12 protein-coding genes are annotated in these 14,646 nt (G+C 70.5%); 3 read left to right on the forward strand and 9 right to left on the reverse strand.

Features of this window, described 5'->3' with window-relative positions; genetic code table 11:
* Nucleotides 1–3: 3 nt before the first annotated feature.
* Together VHU88_11945 and VHU88_11950 are read right to left on the reverse strand one after the other, a co-directional pair.
* Nucleotides 4–1,425: an NAD(P)/FAD-dependent oxidoreductase gene (locus tag VHU88_11945; protein ID HEX3612388.1), complete on the reverse strand. Its 1,422-nt coding sequence runs from the start codon at nucleotides 1,423–1,425 to the stop codon at nucleotides 4–6.
* A complete protein-coding gene (locus VHU88_11950; GenBank protein ID HEX3612389.1) occupies nucleotides 1,422–3,236 on the reverse strand; it encodes a DUF3556 domain-containing protein in 1,815 nt (604 codons plus the stop codon). The genes VHU88_11945 and VHU88_11950 overlap by 4 nt, the downstream gene beginning before the upstream one ends.
* Nucleotides 3,237–3,505: 269 nt before the next feature.
* Between VHU88_11950 and VHU88_11955 the strand changes: the two genes are divergently transcribed.
* Both VHU88_11955 and VHU88_11960 read left to right on the forward strand, forming a co-directional pair.
* Nucleotides 3,506–6,403, forward strand: a complete 2,898-nt coding sequence (locus VHU88_11955) for an AAA family ATPase (GenBank protein ID HEX3612390.1) — start codon at nucleotides 3,506–3,508, stop codon at nucleotides 6,401–6,403.
* Between the two features lie 94 nt (nucleotides 6,404–6,497).
* Nucleotides 6,498–7,856 carry a helix-turn-helix domain-containing protein gene (locus VHU88_11960; GenBank protein HEX3612391.1) on the forward strand — a complete coding sequence of 453 codons (1,359 nt, stop codon included), beginning with the start codon at nucleotides 6,498–6,500 and terminating at the stop codon, nucleotides 7,854–7,856.
* Between the two features lie 42 nt (nucleotides 7,857–7,898).
* On the opposite strand, the gene VHU88_11965 is transcribed toward VHU88_11960, so the two are convergent.
* The 7 genes from VHU88_11965 to VHU88_11995 are packed head-to-tail and all read right to left on the reverse strand — an operon-like array spanning nucleotide 7,899 to nucleotide 14,358.
* The gene (locus VHU88_11965) at nucleotides 7,899–8,936 is read right to left on the reverse strand and encodes an LLM class flavin-dependent oxidoreductase (protein HEX3612392.1); all 1,038 of its coding nucleotides are present in this window, start codon (nucleotides 8,934–8,936) and stop codon (nucleotides 7,899–7,901) included.
* Between the two features lie 55 nt (nucleotides 8,937–8,991).
* Nucleotides 8,992–10,167 carry an alpha/beta hydrolase gene (locus tag VHU88_11970; GenBank protein HEX3612393.1) on the reverse strand — a complete coding sequence of 392 codons (1,176 nt, stop codon included), beginning with the start codon at nucleotides 10,165–10,167 and terminating at the stop codon, nucleotides 8,992–8,994.
* A gap of 11 nt (nucleotides 10,168–10,178) precedes the next feature.
* Nucleotides 10,179–10,850, reverse strand: coding sequence for a TetR/AcrR family transcriptional regulator (locus VHU88_11975; protein HEX3612394.1), 672 nt, complete (start codon nucleotides 10,848–10,850; stop codon nucleotides 10,179–10,181).
* A 49-nt stretch (nucleotides 10,851–10,899) separates the two neighbouring features.
* Complete coding sequence (locus VHU88_11980) at nucleotides 10,900–11,625, reverse strand: enoyl-CoA hydratase-related protein (GenBank protein ID HEX3612395.1); 726 nt, start codon at nucleotides 11,623–11,625, stop codon at nucleotides 10,900–10,902.
* The gene (locus VHU88_11985) at nucleotides 11,622–12,395 is read right to left on the reverse strand and encodes an enoyl-CoA hydratase-related protein (protein ID HEX3612396.1); all 774 of its coding nucleotides are present in this window, start codon (nucleotides 12,393–12,395) and stop codon (nucleotides 11,622–11,624) included. Before VHU88_11985 ends, VHU88_11980 begins: the two co-directional genes overlap by 4 nt.
* Complete coding sequence (locus tag VHU88_11990) at nucleotides 12,392–13,939, reverse strand: AMP-binding protein (GenBank protein ID HEX3612397.1); 1,548 nt, start codon at nucleotides 13,937–13,939, stop codon at nucleotides 12,392–12,394. Before VHU88_11990 ends, VHU88_11985 begins: the two co-directional genes overlap by 4 nt.
* A complete protein-coding gene (locus VHU88_11995) occupies nucleotides 13,939–14,358 on the reverse strand; it encodes an SCP2 sterol-binding domain-containing protein (protein HEX3612398.1) in 420 nt (139 codons plus the stop codon). The genes VHU88_11990 and VHU88_11995 overlap by 1 nt, the downstream gene beginning before the upstream one ends.
* A gap of 91 nt (nucleotides 14,359–14,449) precedes the next feature.
* Here VHU88_11995 and VHU88_12000 point away from each other — a divergent pair, with 91 nt between their 5' ends.
* The gene (locus tag VHU88_12000; protein HEX3612399.1) at nucleotides 14,450–14,644 is read left to right on the forward strand and encodes a ferredoxin; all 195 of its coding nucleotides are present in this window, start codon (nucleotides 14,450–14,452) and stop codon (nucleotides 14,642–14,644) included.
* The last annotated feature ends 2 nt before the right edge of the window (nucleotides 14,645–14,646 follow it).

A 14,646-nucleotide genomic window follows, 5' to 3' on the forward strand; every position in this document is an offset into this window, starting at 1 on the left:
GCCTCAACCCGGTTGGCCCAGGTGCTCCAGCGCCCGGTGCGCGGCGTGCCAGCCGCACATCCCGTGGGCGCCGGGCCCGGGGGGCGTGGCGGCCGAGCAGAGGTACATGCCGGGGACGCCCACGTCGTAGGGGTGCAGGCCGGGGCGCGGCCCGAACAGCAGCTGGCCGGCGCTTTTCGCGCCGGTGAGGATGTCGCCGCCGACGAAGTTGCGGTTGTGGACGGCCATCTCGGTCGGGGTGCGCACCGCGGTGCCCACCACCCGATCCCGGAATCCCGGGGCGAAGCGTTCGAACTGCGCGATGACCGCCTCGGTGGCGTCGCCCGGGTAGCCGTGCGGGACGTGCGCGTAACTCCACACCGGGTGGACGTCGCCCACGGACCGGCTCGGGTCGGCGAGGTACTGCTGGCCGACCAGCACGAAGGGGCGCTCCGGCATTCGCCCGGCATGAATGTCGCGCTCGCCGCGGGCGATCTCGGCGAAGTCCCCGCCGAGGTGGACCGTCCCAGCGCGACGCGCGGCCTGCGCGGTCCACGGCACGCCACCCTCGACGGCGAAGTCGACCTTGAACGCGCCCGGACCGCGGCGGAACCGCCGGTACGCGCGGGCGACGCCGGCGGGCATTCGGTCGCCGAGGATCTGCGCCACCGCGGCAGGCGCGAGGTCGAACAGAACCAGGTCCGCCGCCGGCAGATCGCCGACCGAGGTGACCTCGCAACCCGTCTCGATCTTCGCCCCGTGTTGCTCGAGCACCGCCGCCAGCGCGTCCCGGATCGAACGCGACCCACCGGCTGCCACCGCCCAGCCATGCCGGTGACCGGCCGTCAGAATGCCGAGCCCGATGGCCGAGGTGAGCGGGCGGTTCAAGGGGCGGTAGGCATGCGCGGCCACCCCACCCCACAGGGCCCGCGCGGCCTCGGTGCTGAACCCGCGGGCCAGCATCGTGGCGGGTAACAGGGTGGGCGGTCCGAACCTGGCCAGCCGCAACGGATGGTGCGGCAGCCGGGTCATCGGCCCGAGGATGTCCTCGGCCAGGTCGTCGTAGCCGGCGGACGTCCGCCGGAACAGCGCCCGCCACCGACCGCCGTCGCGCCCCAGACCAGCGGCGGTGGTGGCCACCGAGCGATGCAGCGCGGCGGCCGTTCCATCGTCCAACGGGTGCACACAGTCGATCTCCGGCAGTCGCCAGGACAGGCCGTGCCGCTCGAGTTCCAGGGAGCGCAGCGCCGCCGAGCCCACGGCCATCGGGTGGACCGCGGAGCACTCGTCATGCCGCAGGCCGGGCACGATCGCCTCGACCGTACGCGTCCCGCCGCCGACCTCGTCGGCCGCCTCGAGGACGGTGACCGCGACCCCCGCACGGGCCAACACAGCGGCGGCGACGAGCCCGTTGGGCCCGCCGCCGACGACGATCGCTGTGCTCACGCAGGCGCCTCGACCGGTTTGCTGGTCGGTGCGTCAGGAACCGGCGTCGGGTCCTCGGCCCGGCTCCAGATGATGTCCATCGGGATCGGCCCATCGGGCAACCAGGGCTGCACCTCGACGGCGTCGGCGACGCGCCACCGGCCGCGTTCGATGACGCCGAGAGCCGCGTCGATCACCTTGTACTCCTGGTAGGGCCGATGAATCGCCTGGGACTCGACCCACGCGATGATGAACTCGCCGGGGGCCCAATTACACCGCTTCTGCAGGGCGTTGATCAGGTCCTCGTTGTGGAAGTGTCCATCACCGAAATTGAAGCCGATGATCGAGTTGCAGGCGAACTCGGCCTCGCGCACCGTCCAGCGGTCGATGTCCGGCACGTGGCGCAGCAGCAGCGAGAACAAGCCGCGGCCCTGGCTGTGCATGGTCCGCCAGCCGATGGTCTGCTGCATGGTGATCTCCGCAATCGCAGCGGGATAGCCCATGGCCTGCAGCTGATCGACCTGATTCACGGTGGGGCGGATGAGCCCGTCGTTGAGCTTGGCCTCCGCGCCGGGCGCGAACGCCCACGTCGCGGATGCCCAGTTGCCCGCGTACTGGCGCATCGAGGGCAGGAAGGAGACCAGGTCCGGGCGCAGGTTCCCGAGGATCGGGAAGAACAACAGGCCGGCCACGATCGCTACGGTCAGTCCCGCCGAGGACATGTCGCCGACCCCGTAGCCGTCCTGCGCCGGGAAGCCCGCGAACAAGAAGATCGCGGCGTAGGCGAACAGCACGTTCCACTCCAGCGGCACCGCCAGCGGGAACGTGGTGATGATGAAGACGTGGAAGATCACCATGACGGTGACGACGGTCAGGGTCAGGTCCCGGTTGGTCGAGAACAGCAGCAGCAACGGCATGCAGATCTCGATGAAGGTGCCGCCGCCGTGGGCCAGGGTGCCGGCGATCTTCGACGGACGGATGTCCTCGGGGAAATTCCGGTAGTGCAGCCGCTTGATCGTCTTGGACGGCATGCACGGACTGTTCGACACCATCGGCGCGACGACCTGGGTGAAGTGGTGACCGAACTTCGAGATCCCGGCGCCCATCCAGACCACCACGATGAGCAACTTGAGCGCGACGATCATGTTGGTGAAGTCGAGCACCGTGAAGAAGAACAGGGCGGGCAGGTACTGCTCACTGCGCGCCGCCAGGAAGATCGTCTTGTCGCGCAGGCCGACCAGCACCAGCAGCACCATCGGCGCGATGAGCAACGCCGGGCGGACCAGCCCCGAGCTGTTCTGCGGCAGCACCTTGAGCAGCGAGCCGCTGTCGTGGCCGGGGATGACGATCGCGGTGAGCAAGGTGGCCAGGAAACCGAGGTAGAGCGCGACGTCGACGATGGTCCGGGTGTCACCGTTGGTCAGCGGCACGCGCCGCCACGGGCGCAGCCGGATGGTGCCCGGCCGGGCCCAGAACAGGATGCCGCCGGTCATCGGCTTGAACTTGCCGGCCAGCGGCCCCCAGGACCCGGCCACCCCGACGGCCTCCAGCAGCATCGTCCACATGATCGCCTTCTGGTAGACGATCGGCTGGTCCCACCAGCCGCCCACGTCCCAGGCCGGGCCGAGATGCGAGGTCCACGTGGCGAGGCTGACGCCGACGCACACGTAGAGCACCAGCAGTTTGACGATGTAGGTCATGTGGATCATGCGTGGCGAGCCGAAGCCGTACTCGACCCAGTGCAGGGCCAACGTCTTCGTGCGCTCCATCAGCGGCTTGTCGAGAAAGGTCTCGACGTCCACGGGCGGGAAGTCGCCCTTCGTGAACCCCATGGCAGTCTCCCGCGATCGGTTGAGTACGCGCCGAACCTGCGGCACGTGGCGACGGCCGCCGCGCCAGGGTAAGAAGCGGGGCGCACGGGCGAAACGGTCGCCGGGACCGAAGCCGGGGTCGCGCGTTGTGTCTGCCGGGCACTACGGCTCCGGTGCCCGCGAGGAACAGTGCGGCGCGGAACCTTCGTGCGGCGCGCACGGTGACCGTCGCCCGAACCGTCCTTACCCTCCTTCGGGTGCAGAGATCCGGCTCGCTCACGAGGACAGACATGGCCGGAAGACACAAACACCGGTTCGTCGGCCGAGCGGCGGAGCTCGCCGGCATCGAGCAGGAGTGGCACAACTCCGCAGCCGGACAGTTCCGATGTGTCCTCCTGCTCGGCGAGCCCGGTATCGGCAAGACTCGGCTGGCCGACGAGAGCGTCGCCCGGTGTGCCTCGGGCGCGACCGTGCTGCGGGCGCACGCGCGGCCGCTGTCCGGCACGTCCGCGTTCGGTGTGTGGGCGGAGGCCCTCGAGCGTCACCTTCGTGATTGGCGCCCGCAGGAGATCGCGGATCTGTGTGGTCATCACCTGGACGACCTGGCCGGCCTCGTGCACAGCGTCGCCGTAGCGCGCGGTCTGGCGCCGCGGCGTGAGCCGCCGCGGCCGCGCCTGCTCGGCGCGATCAGTCGGCTGGTGGCCAACCTCGCCGAACGGGGACCGCTGATCCTCCTCCTCGACGACTTGCACCAAGCCGATCCCTCGTCCTGGGACGCGTTGGCCTATCTGAGCCAGGCGATTCCGGATCGGCGGGTGCTGGTGGTCGCGACGGCCCGCGCGGCGGAGTTGGCCGCGCTGCCGGCCCCGCTGCGGGTCCTCGTCGACCTGGAGGAACGAGACGCGTTGCGTCGCGTCGAGGTCGAGCCGTTGGACGCCCGTGCGCTGCGCGAACTCGCCGAGGATGTGCTGGCCCGGCCGGTCAGCAAGGACATGCTGGATTGGCTCTGCGACCGCTCACGCGGCGTTCCGCTCTACGCCGTCGGGCTGCTGCATGCGGTCAACGACGAGGGTGGACCCGTCGGTGCCGGGCTCCGGCTGCTTCCCGAGGGACTCACCGAGCGGGTTCAGGTGCGCCTGGGGCAGCTCGACGACGAGGCGCAGGGCGTGCTGGAGGTGGTCGCCGTCGCGGGCGGTCAGGTGGGGCTGGGGGAACTGGTCCGCTACGCCAACCGGCCGCTGGAGCAATTGGCGCCGACGATCGACAAGCTGGTCCGCTCGCGCCTGCTGGCCGAGGTCGAGACCGGTCGGATCCCGGTCTACGAGATCGCCCATCCGTTGATCGGCGAGACGGTCTACCGGCAGATCGGCGGCGCCCGCCGGTTCGCCCTGCACCGGAACGTGGGTCGCACCTTGTTGGTCAGTGGCCGCCTCGGCGAGGCCGCGCTGCACTTCGCCCGGTCGGCAACGCCGGGCGACGACGAAGCTATTCAGGTCCTGCTCGATGCGCTGGCCCAGGCCGAGCAGCGCGGCGCCCACCGCGAGGTGCTGCGGATCCTCGGCAGCCTGATCGACGTCGTGCCCTCCGGCGACCAGCGGTGGGCACAGGTCGCCGACGCGTTGCTCGGTGACGCCGAGTGGGTGGTCGATCACCGCGCCGATGACGACGCCCGGGCCGCCGTGAGCGCTCTGGAGAAGATCGACGCCGTACTTGCGTCCGGTCCCGACCAGCGGGCGCGGGCGGCGGTGAAGGCGCGGCTGGCGAGCCTGCTCTCCTGGGGATGCGGGGAACCACGCAGGGCGGCCCCGCTGGCGCTCGAGGCGGCGCGACTCTACGCCGACGCCGGGGAGGGAACGCGGGCTCGGTTGGCCGAGCTCGAAGCCGCCTACGCGCAAGGGCTGGCCGGCGACGTCTCCGCGCTGCGCTCGGGGGCCGCGGCTGTCCTGGAGCGGGCCGAGTCGGCCGGCGACGAGGAGGCGGCGCTGTGGGCGGTCGGGGTCCATGGCAGCGCCTGCTTCTACCAGGGCAACTTCGCCGCCGCCGAGACCGCGCTGCGTCGCGCCGTCGCGATGGCCAGGGCCCAGGACCGGCCCTACCGATTGACGTGGTCCGCGATGGCGTTGGGCTGGTCGCTGGGTTACGAGGGTCGGCTGGCCGAGGCGTATCAGGCGTTCGAGACAGCCAGGTCCACCCCGGCCTGGCGGGAGTCCAACGCGCTCGAGCTCGAGGCCAACGTGCGTTGGTTGGGCGGTGATCTCGCCGGCTCGCTGGCCTGCGCCCGCGACGCCCTGAAGCAAAACCCGGGCCGGATCGGGCGGCGGCGTGGACAGTGCCTGGCCTCACTCGCACTGGCCGCGATCGAGACCGGCGAGTTGGCCGAAGCCCGTCGGGCGATTGCCGCGGCCCGTCAGATCTACGGTGCCGAAACCTGGTTCATGGCCGGCGGCCAGACCCGGCACGCCGAGGGCGTGCTTGCCTGGCGGGAGGGCCGACTTGCCGAGGCCGCCGGGTTGCTGCAGCAAGCCGCCGCAGAACTGCACCGGGTGGGCGCCCCCGTGATGGCCGCGTTCGTCCTGCTCGACCTGTGCGAACTGTCCGCGGTCGGCGGGCCGGTGGATGCCGCCACGGGCGACTGGGCGGTCGCCACCATGGCCGCCGTCGCAGCAGACACCGACCGCGCGCTCTATCGTGGCGCGCACCGGCTGTCGGAGGCCTGGCACGCGCTGCGGATGGGACAACCGGGCAGTGCGGCCGAGGCCGCCGACGCGGCGGTCGCGGAGTTCCGCCCCCTCGGCTACGCGGTGTTGACCGCCCGCGCCCTGGTGGCCCGGGGCGCGGCCCTGGCGGACCGCGACCCGCGGGGGTCGATCGTGGCCCTCGGCGCGGGTGCCGAACTGTTGGCCGCAGCCGGCGCCGAGTGGCGTCGTGACCTTGCGTTGGCCCGGCTGCGCCGCGGTGGCCGTAGCGGGAAGCAGGTCGCGGCGGCGACGCTCGGCGCCCGGTCGATCACCGGCCGCGAACTGGAGGTGGCGCGCCTGGGGGCGAACCGGCTGAGCTCCGCCGAGATCGCCGCGCGGTTGTTCATCAGCCACCGCACGGTCGAGACGCACCTGGCCAGCGTCTACACCAAACTGCAGGTCAACTCCCGGAGCGGACTGGCCGACAAACTCGCCGAACTGTCCCTGTAACCGCGCCCGTCGCGTCGCTGTCACCGGCCCCGTTCGGAGCGGCTTGTGTAGGGTGGGAGCCCATCTACCAGGGCTTCAGTGAGCGTGGGCTGACGTGGAGAGAAATTCCGTCGGCGGTGGTCCGCAGGACGAAGCGCTGTCGGCGCCGGCCCCGCAGCTCGACCAGGAGCGGACCCGGGTAGTGGTGCACGCCGTGGCGGCGGCGCTCAACGCCAGGCTGGGGGAGATCACCGCAAGCATGCGCTCGGTGCTGGCCGCGGGCATCGGTGAGCTCGGTGACCAGCGGCTGCAGGATCTTCTCGGATCCAGCATCGAAGGAAACGTGGAGAACATCATCCACCTCCTACGCCACGACATCCCGCTGTCGCAGGTGACGCCGCCCTCCGCGGCGTTCCAGTACGCCCGACGACTCGCGCAGCACGACGTGCCGGTGCATGCTCTGGTCCGGGCCTACCGGCTGGGGCAGAGCCACCTGCTCGAGGTGGCGTACGCCGAACTCGCGGGACAGACCGAGAGCTCGGCCATCCGCCTGGCGGCCTCGGCGCACATCGTGTCAGCGACGTTCGCCTACATCGACTGGATCTCCGAACGGGTCATCACCGAGTACGAGTCCGAACGCGAACAATGGCTCGTCCACCGCAACACCCGGCGGGCCATCGCGATCCGCGAACTGATCGAAGGAGTGGACCTCGACCTCGACGGGGCGGAGTCGGCGACCGGCTACCCGCTCAAGCAGCACCACCTCGGGTTGATCCTGTGGACTCCGGACCGGGTGGTCGAGGCCGGTGCACCGGGCGAACTCGAGCGGCTGGCCGTGGCGATCGCGAACAAGCTGTGCCGGGGGAGCCAGGTCTTGTTCAGCACCTCCGACCGACGGACCGGATGGGCGTGGATCGCGCTCGGTTCCCAGCCGCATCGACTGGACAGCGCCGAGGTGGGCGCGATCGCGCGCGCCACCGACCCACAGGTGCAGGTGGCCCTGGGCGGCCCTGCCTACGGCCGCGCGGGGTTTCGCGCCACCCATCTGCAGGCCCAGCAGGCGCAACGCCTCGCGGTCGTCGCCGGTCCGGACGCGCGCGTCGCGACCGACTACCTCGACCCCGGGGTCCGTGCGGCCGCTGGGCTCTGCGCCGACCCGGAGCACACGCGGATGCTCGTGCAGACCGCGTTGGGGGACCTTGCGCGCGACGACGAGCAGGCCGCGAGGCTGCGCGACACGTTGCGGGTGTACCTGTCCACCGGTTCGAGTTACACCGCGACGGCGGAGTTGCTGTCGATGCACAAGCACTCGGTCAAGTACCGGATCGACAAGGCCACACAACTGCGCGGCGGGCCGATCGAACCCGAACGGTTCGACATCGAACTGGCTCTGATTGCGTGTCAGCTGCTCGGGCGCGACGTCCTTTCACCCGCCGGTTCGGGACCGGTCGCCAAGCACACCGCGGCTCAGTGATGCAGTGATGCAGTGATCCAGCGGCCCGCGTGGTGATCGGCCTCAGCTCAGTTGCGGGATGACCCGGCTGCCGATCAGTTCGACCATGGCCCGGAACTCCTCGGCGGGCTGGCCGCCCATGTCGAGATAGATCAGGTTCGTGTCCGCCTGCAGCATCTGCGCACTGTCCTGCAACCGCGCCACCACCTCGTCCGGACTGCCGACCAGCGCGGGCCCGCGGGTGGTCAGCAATTCGAAGTCGAACGGTTTGCGGATGAACGGCGGCGGATCCGGGTTGACCCGTCCGACGATGTCCTTCATCAGATCGAAGTACGCGCGGTAGCGCGGTTCCCAACGCGCCCGGGCAGCCTGCGAGGTCTCTGCGACATTCACGTGCCAGCACGCCCCGATCCGGGGTTGACGAGTGTGTCCGTGCGCGGCGAATCGCTCCCGGTAGGCCTCCACCACCGGCACGAACATGGCTGGGTTGCCGAATGCGCTGGGCAGCATGAGATCCAGGCCCAGCCGGGCGGCCAACTCCAGGCTCGACTCGGAGGCGCCGCCGCCGATCCAGGTGGGCACCGGTCCCACCGGCGCCGGTTGCAGGACGAAGTCGTGGATCGCGGCGCGATGGGCGGTGCGCGGCCGGCTCACCCGTTTCCCGTTCCACAGGGCGACGAGCACCTCCACGTTGTCGGTGAACAAGTCGTGGGAGTCCGCCACGTCCTGGCCGAACAAGGTGTAGGTGGACACGAAGAAGTTGCCGCGCCCGACGACGACCTCGCACCGTCCGCCGGACAGCGCGTCGACGGTGGCGTAGTCCTCCGCGACCCGGATCGGGTCGAGGTTGGCGGCCAGGGTCACCGCGGTGGACAGGATCAGTCGCCGGGTGCGTTCACCGATTGCCGCCAGCACCACAGGCGGCGCCGAGGTCGTGTACTCGAGCCCGTGGTGCTCCCCGACGTGGACTCCGTGGAAGCCGACCTCCTCGGCCACGACCGCTGCCTCGACGATCGCGCGATGGCGCTCGGCGGCGGTCTGCCGGGTACCGGTGACCGGGTCGGTGACCTGATCACCGAGCGACATCAGGCTGAGCCTCACGGTTGCCTCCCACGCGTTCGAGGCACAATATCAAACAACGTTTGGTTTGTGTGGATCAGCCGAGGTTGTGCCGGGTGAGCCAGCCGCGCACCTGCTCGGCCGCGTCCGCCAGATGGGAGCTCTGGTCCGCGCCGGTGAAGTAGTGATTCGCCTCGGGCAGCTCGACGAATTCCTTGTCGGCGTGGGAAATCGCGTCGAACACCTCGCGGGGGTGGGGCACGGGGACGGCGTCGTCGCGGCCGTTGGCCAGCACCAGTACGGGGACCTGGACCCGTGGCGCGGCATCCCCGGCGTCTGTCTGCGCGGTCGTCAACGACCACTGGGAGAGCCAACTGCGGATGGTCGTGAACCGCATCAGCGCACCCGCACTGGTGTTGGCGACGGCCGGATCGCCGAGGTAGCTCCAGCGCGGGCGCCGGCCGTTGGGGTCGAGGGTGGGGTCCAGCCAGCGTGGATCGGCCATCGTGCCGTGCACGACGAAGGCGTGCTCGTCGTCGGGGCGCCCGGCCGCCCGCAGGCGGGCCAGCCGATCCTGGGCGAAGTCGGTGATCCGTAGGTTGCGGGCGCGCTGGCGTTCCCGGTACGCCGCAACGAAGTCCGGCGAGTACGGCGGCTGGTTCGGGTTCTTCGGGTCGTAGAGGTCGAACTCGCGGTCCCGGTTGCGGTCCGGCTCCACCTCGTCGGTGATCGAGGCGTCGAGGAAGTCGGTGAGCAGCCGGTGCCGGCTGCGCGGCGCGGCCAGGAACAGGACCGCGTCGGCCTCGGGGAGTCTGCGTTCGGCCAGCCCGGTGGGCTCACCGGCCGCGGTGGCGGTGATGACGGGCTTGGTGGCCTCGGCCTGATAGCCCATCATCAGGGAGCCCCCACCGCTCCATCCGGCGAGCACGACGCGCGAGTACCCCAGCCGCTCCCGGGCATCCCGGACGCACGCCGCCAGATCCAGCAGGACGTTCTCCATCTGCAGCGCCGCGTCCCCGACGGTGTAACGGGTGCCGCAGCCGATCACGTGCAGTCCGGTACGGGCCAGTTCCGGGAACAGTGGCAGGTACGCGGGCGAGCCGATCGGGTGCATGCAGATCACGACCGTGTCGGAGTCGGTCGAACCGCGCAGCAACTGCGCCTGGCGCACCACGTAGTCCTCGACCGAGCCGTACACGTCCTTGCGGACGGCGGACTCCTGGGTCACCACCAGGTACGGCGTTCGGGTGTAACGGACACGTTCGGCCGGCATACGGACCTCCGTCAGGCGCTGGCGCGAGACTTCCCGCGCCGGGGGGTTGAGCGTTTCGCCGCGACGGGCTGGGGACTCTGGGCGGCCCGGGCGGCGGCGGTCCGCACGGTCACCTCGACGATCTGTCGGCAGACCAACTCGAAGATCTCCGCGGGGTCCAGCGACCGCTGCCCAGCGGCGCGGGCCAGGTACGGATGGCGCTCCGGGTCGGGCGCGAGGTGTCCGCCGGACTCGTGCAGCACACTGGCGATGGCGTAGGACTCCAACGCCTCCATCATCGGCGCGATCGCGCCGACCGGCACGCCTTCCTCCACCAGGTGCGCGAAGGTGGCCTCCAGTTGCGCGGTGCCGATCCCGAGCGGTTCGCGGCGCAACATCACCGGAATCAGGTCGGGATGGGCCTGCAACGCCGCCCGCAGGCGGCGGGCATTGCGCAGCAACCAGACCTCCCAGGGTTCCTCGTGGCCCTGGGGTGCCCGGACCTCCTCGAGGGCGACCTTGGCGGCGCCGACGATGATCTCGTCCTTGCTGCGGAAGTGGTGGTACAACGAGGCGCCGTTCACCCCCAGCCGGTCGGCCAGCCGCCGGATGCTGAGCGCGTCGATGCCCTCGGCGTCGATGATCTCGAGCGCGGCCTGCAACGCCGCTCGCTTCGAGATCAACGGAACCTTGGGCCGTGCCACAGCTTTCCCTCCGACTTCCGTGTGCCAGGACTGCCGCAATTGTACGGCATTACCCAGCAACGTTAGTTTTCTCGCGGATCAGCTCCCGTAGCGCCCGGCTGTCCATCCGCAGCCGTTCTGGCACCGTCCGAGCACCGGACTCGCGCAGCAACGCCTTCGTCGCCAGCAGCGCGGCTCGGGGTTTGGCGAGCAGTTCGGCAGTCCGCTGCGCGAGCCGCGTGCTCAGCTCCTCCGCGTCGGCCACGACCTCGGTGACCAGGCCCAGTTCGGCCGCTCGCGCGGCACCGAAACGTTCGGCGAGCAGCATCAACTCGGCAGCTCGCTGATGGCCGGTCAGTTGCGGCAGCAGCAGGGTGGAGGCGGCCTCCGGAACCAGACCCAGGTCGACGAAGGGGAAACCGAAGACGCTGTCGGCGGTGGCGTAGACCAGGTCGCAGTGCAGCAGCACGGTGGTCCCGACGCCGAGCGCCGGTCCGTCGACCGCGGCGAGCAGGACTGCGCGCAACTCGGTCAGCGCGGCCAGGAACCGCAGCGGTGGCGCGTCGTCGCCGAGCACCGGATTCTCGACCATGTCCCGCAGATCGTTGCCGGCCGTGAACGCACCGCCGGCTCCGGTCAGCAGGACCACGGTCGCGTCGCCGGCCTCGGTCAGCGCATCAGCAAGCCTGGTGTACATGGCGCCGGTTATCGCGTTGCGCTTGGCCGGACGGTTCAGGCGGATCGTGACCACAGTGTCGCAGCGGACGACCTCGACCTCGTCCGCCGGTCCGGTCATGCCGGGCCCTCCGACGCCAGGTAGCCCGCGCGTCGACCGGCGACGAAGTCCGCCCGCAGTTGGTCGGCCTCGCCTGCCAGGTTGAGCTCCAGGGTGTGGCTCAGTTCCGCGCGGTAGGTCAGCCGCAGTCGGCGGTCGAGGCTGGCGTCGGTGGCGGCCTTCAGGGCTCGGATGACCTTCGGTCGTTTCCCGGCGATCGTGCGCGCGATCGTGCGCGCAGCGTCCGGCAGGTCGGCCGCGGGCACTAGTCGAAGCACGCTGCCGAAAGCGTGGAGTTCTTCCGCCGCAACGGGTTCGGCGGTGAACAGGGCCGCGCGCAGACGCTTCTCGGGCATCAACCCGATCGCCTGCACCGTGCCGGCAGCTGCGCCGTTGTCCGCCTCGGCGAGCACGAAGGGGGTTCCCGGCGCGGCAAGCAGGATGTCGCACATCCCCGCGACGAGTACGCCCAGTCCGATGCAGTAGCCGTGCACCGCACCGATCACCGGGACGGCGCACTCGGCGACGGCCGAGGTGAGCTCGAGCGAGCCGCGCGCCTGCCCGAGGATCCCGGCGAACTCAGGAAGCGCCTGCACTTCCTTGACGTCGCCGCCGGCGCAGAAGCCACGCCCTTCGCCGCGCACCACGACCGCACGGATTGCCTCGTTCGTGGCACAACCACGCAGGGCCTGCGCCAACGCGGCAATGTCGGCCAGGTCCAGCGCATTTGCGGGGGGCGCATCGAGAACCAGTTCGAGGACCCCGTGTTCGTCGAACTGCTCGCGGATCAAGACGGCCTCCCGGCGTAGGCCGCGCGCAGTTCCTCTCGGTTCACCTTGCCGGTGACGTTGCGCGGCAGTTCGCCGACCAGGACCAATCGCTTGGGCAGCTTGTACCGGGCCAACGTGGCGCCCGCCCAGCTGGTCAGTTCGCCAAGGGTCGGGGTTGCCCCGGACGTCGCCACGACCACGGCGAGTCCGACCTCGCCCCAGTCCTGGTCCGGCACGCCGACCACGGCGACGTCCGCCACGGTCGGGTGCAGCGACAACACGTTCTCCACCTCGGCCGGATAGACGTTCTCGCCGCCGGTCTTGTACATCTCCTTGGTCCGCCCGGCCAGGTAGTAGAACCCCTCGGCGTCGCGGCGGGCGGCGTCGCCGGTGCGGAACCAACCGTCGGTGAAGAACTCGTCCCGGGGCCTGTCCCAGTACCCGACCGTGACGCTTGGGCCCCGCAGCCAGATCTCGCCGGTCCCACCCGCCGGCACGTCGGTCCCGTCGGGATCCACCAGGCGAATTTCGGTGTGCCTCGCGGCTCTGCCCGCCGAGCCGAGCTCGGCCTTCGCCTGCAGGACCGCCTCCTGGTCGAGGGCGAAGGCCATCGGGCCCATCTCGGTCCCGCCGTACTGCGGCTGCAGCGGCAGCCCGCGGTCGGACCATTGGCGCAACAGCTGCGGGGTCGCGATCGCGCCGGCGACGATGAGATGGCGCAGGTGCCTCAGGTCGGCGGACGCGAAGCCGGGTTGGGCGGCGATCGCCGCGTACATCAGGGGGATCGCGGCGAAGTGGGTGACCGACGGAGCGCTGTCGGTCAACGCGGCCAGGACTGCGGCCGGGTCGAACCGCGCCATCGTGGTGACTGTCCCGCCGAAGTAGAGGATCGGATTGGCCATCACGTTCAGGCCGCCTGCGTGGAACAGCGGCATCTGGTTCAGGTGGTGGCAGCCGGCCGCCGCGTAACCGGTGGTGTCGGCGCAGTTCAACGCCTGCCAGATCAAAGTGCCGTGGGTGGACAGGGCACCTTTGGGTCGACCGGTGGTTCCCGAGGTGTAGAGGATGTGGGTGGGGTCGGAGTGTGTTCCGCCGGTCCGCGGATCAACCCGCTGCGCTGCGGCCAACGCGGCCTCGTAGTCCACGACGCCCGGCTCGTCGAGGCCCCCGGCGATGCGGCAGGGGATCGCCGCCTTCTCCGCGACCTGGCCTGCGACACCCGCCCAGGTCGTGTCGTGCACCAGTACGGCGGGGCGGGCGTCCAGGCAGATCTCGGCCAACTCGTGCGGGGTCAGCCGCCAGTTCAACGGCACGAACAGCGCGCCCAACCGCATCGCGGCGAACTGGACCTCGAACACTCGCGGGCAGTTCTCGGCGACCAGTGCGATCCGGTCGCCGACCCCCACCCCGAGGGCGCGCAGCACATGGGCGCACCGGGCCACCCGGTCCTCGAGTTGTGCCCACGTGAGCGTGTGGTTGTCCTCGGCCCGGCGCAGTGCTGGGGCGGCCGGCCGCCGCGCTGCGTGGAACGCGACCCAGTCGTGGGTGGCGGGACTCACCTGCATCAGGCGGGGAGCTTGTCGGCCATGCCCTGCTGCACCAGGAAGTCGCGATACATGCCGAACGCGGGCTGCAGCGCGGGAAGCATCTTCAGCAGGGTGCCGATCGAGCCCTCGATCTTGACCTTGCGCCGAGCGATCGCCATCGGGATGTTCAGATCACCGAGCCAGAACTTGTGTCCGTCGTCGGCGGACATGAACAGTGCGACGTCGACCTGCGCCGCACGGGCGGCGTCCCCGGCCCGGACCGCGGGTGGGTCGACCGAGGCGTCGATGCTCAACGCCGAGTCCGGCGCGCTGTAGTTGACCCGGAACGACGCCTGGGACTCGACGAACTTCGGTCGCAGGTCGGGATGCAGGGTGATGTGTTCGAAGAAGGCGACGAAGATCTTCTCGACCTCCTCGGCGGAGCTGAAGACCGGCACGATCGCCCTCCGGGTCGGTTGGCGGTAGACACCAAACAGCGTTAGGTTAGTGGCCGTCGGGAGCTGGGTGCAACGGCATCGGGAGGTCTCGGTGACACGGGTGCGGATCGACGCGAGCCGGTGCCAGGGGCACGGTCGGTGCGTGCTGATCGCCCCGGACTATTTCGACGTCGACGAGGCCGGCCTCGGCCGCGTCCTGATCGCCGAGGTGGCGGCGGCCGATTGCGCCGATCTGGCCGATGCGGAACGGTCCTGCCCCGAGGGCGCGATCGTGCTCACCGACTGAGG

Source organism: Sporichthyaceae bacterium, from assembly GCA_036269075.1.
Taxonomy (GTDB): domain Bacteria; phylum Actinomycetota; class Actinomycetes; order Sporichthyales; family Sporichthyaceae; genus DASQPJ01.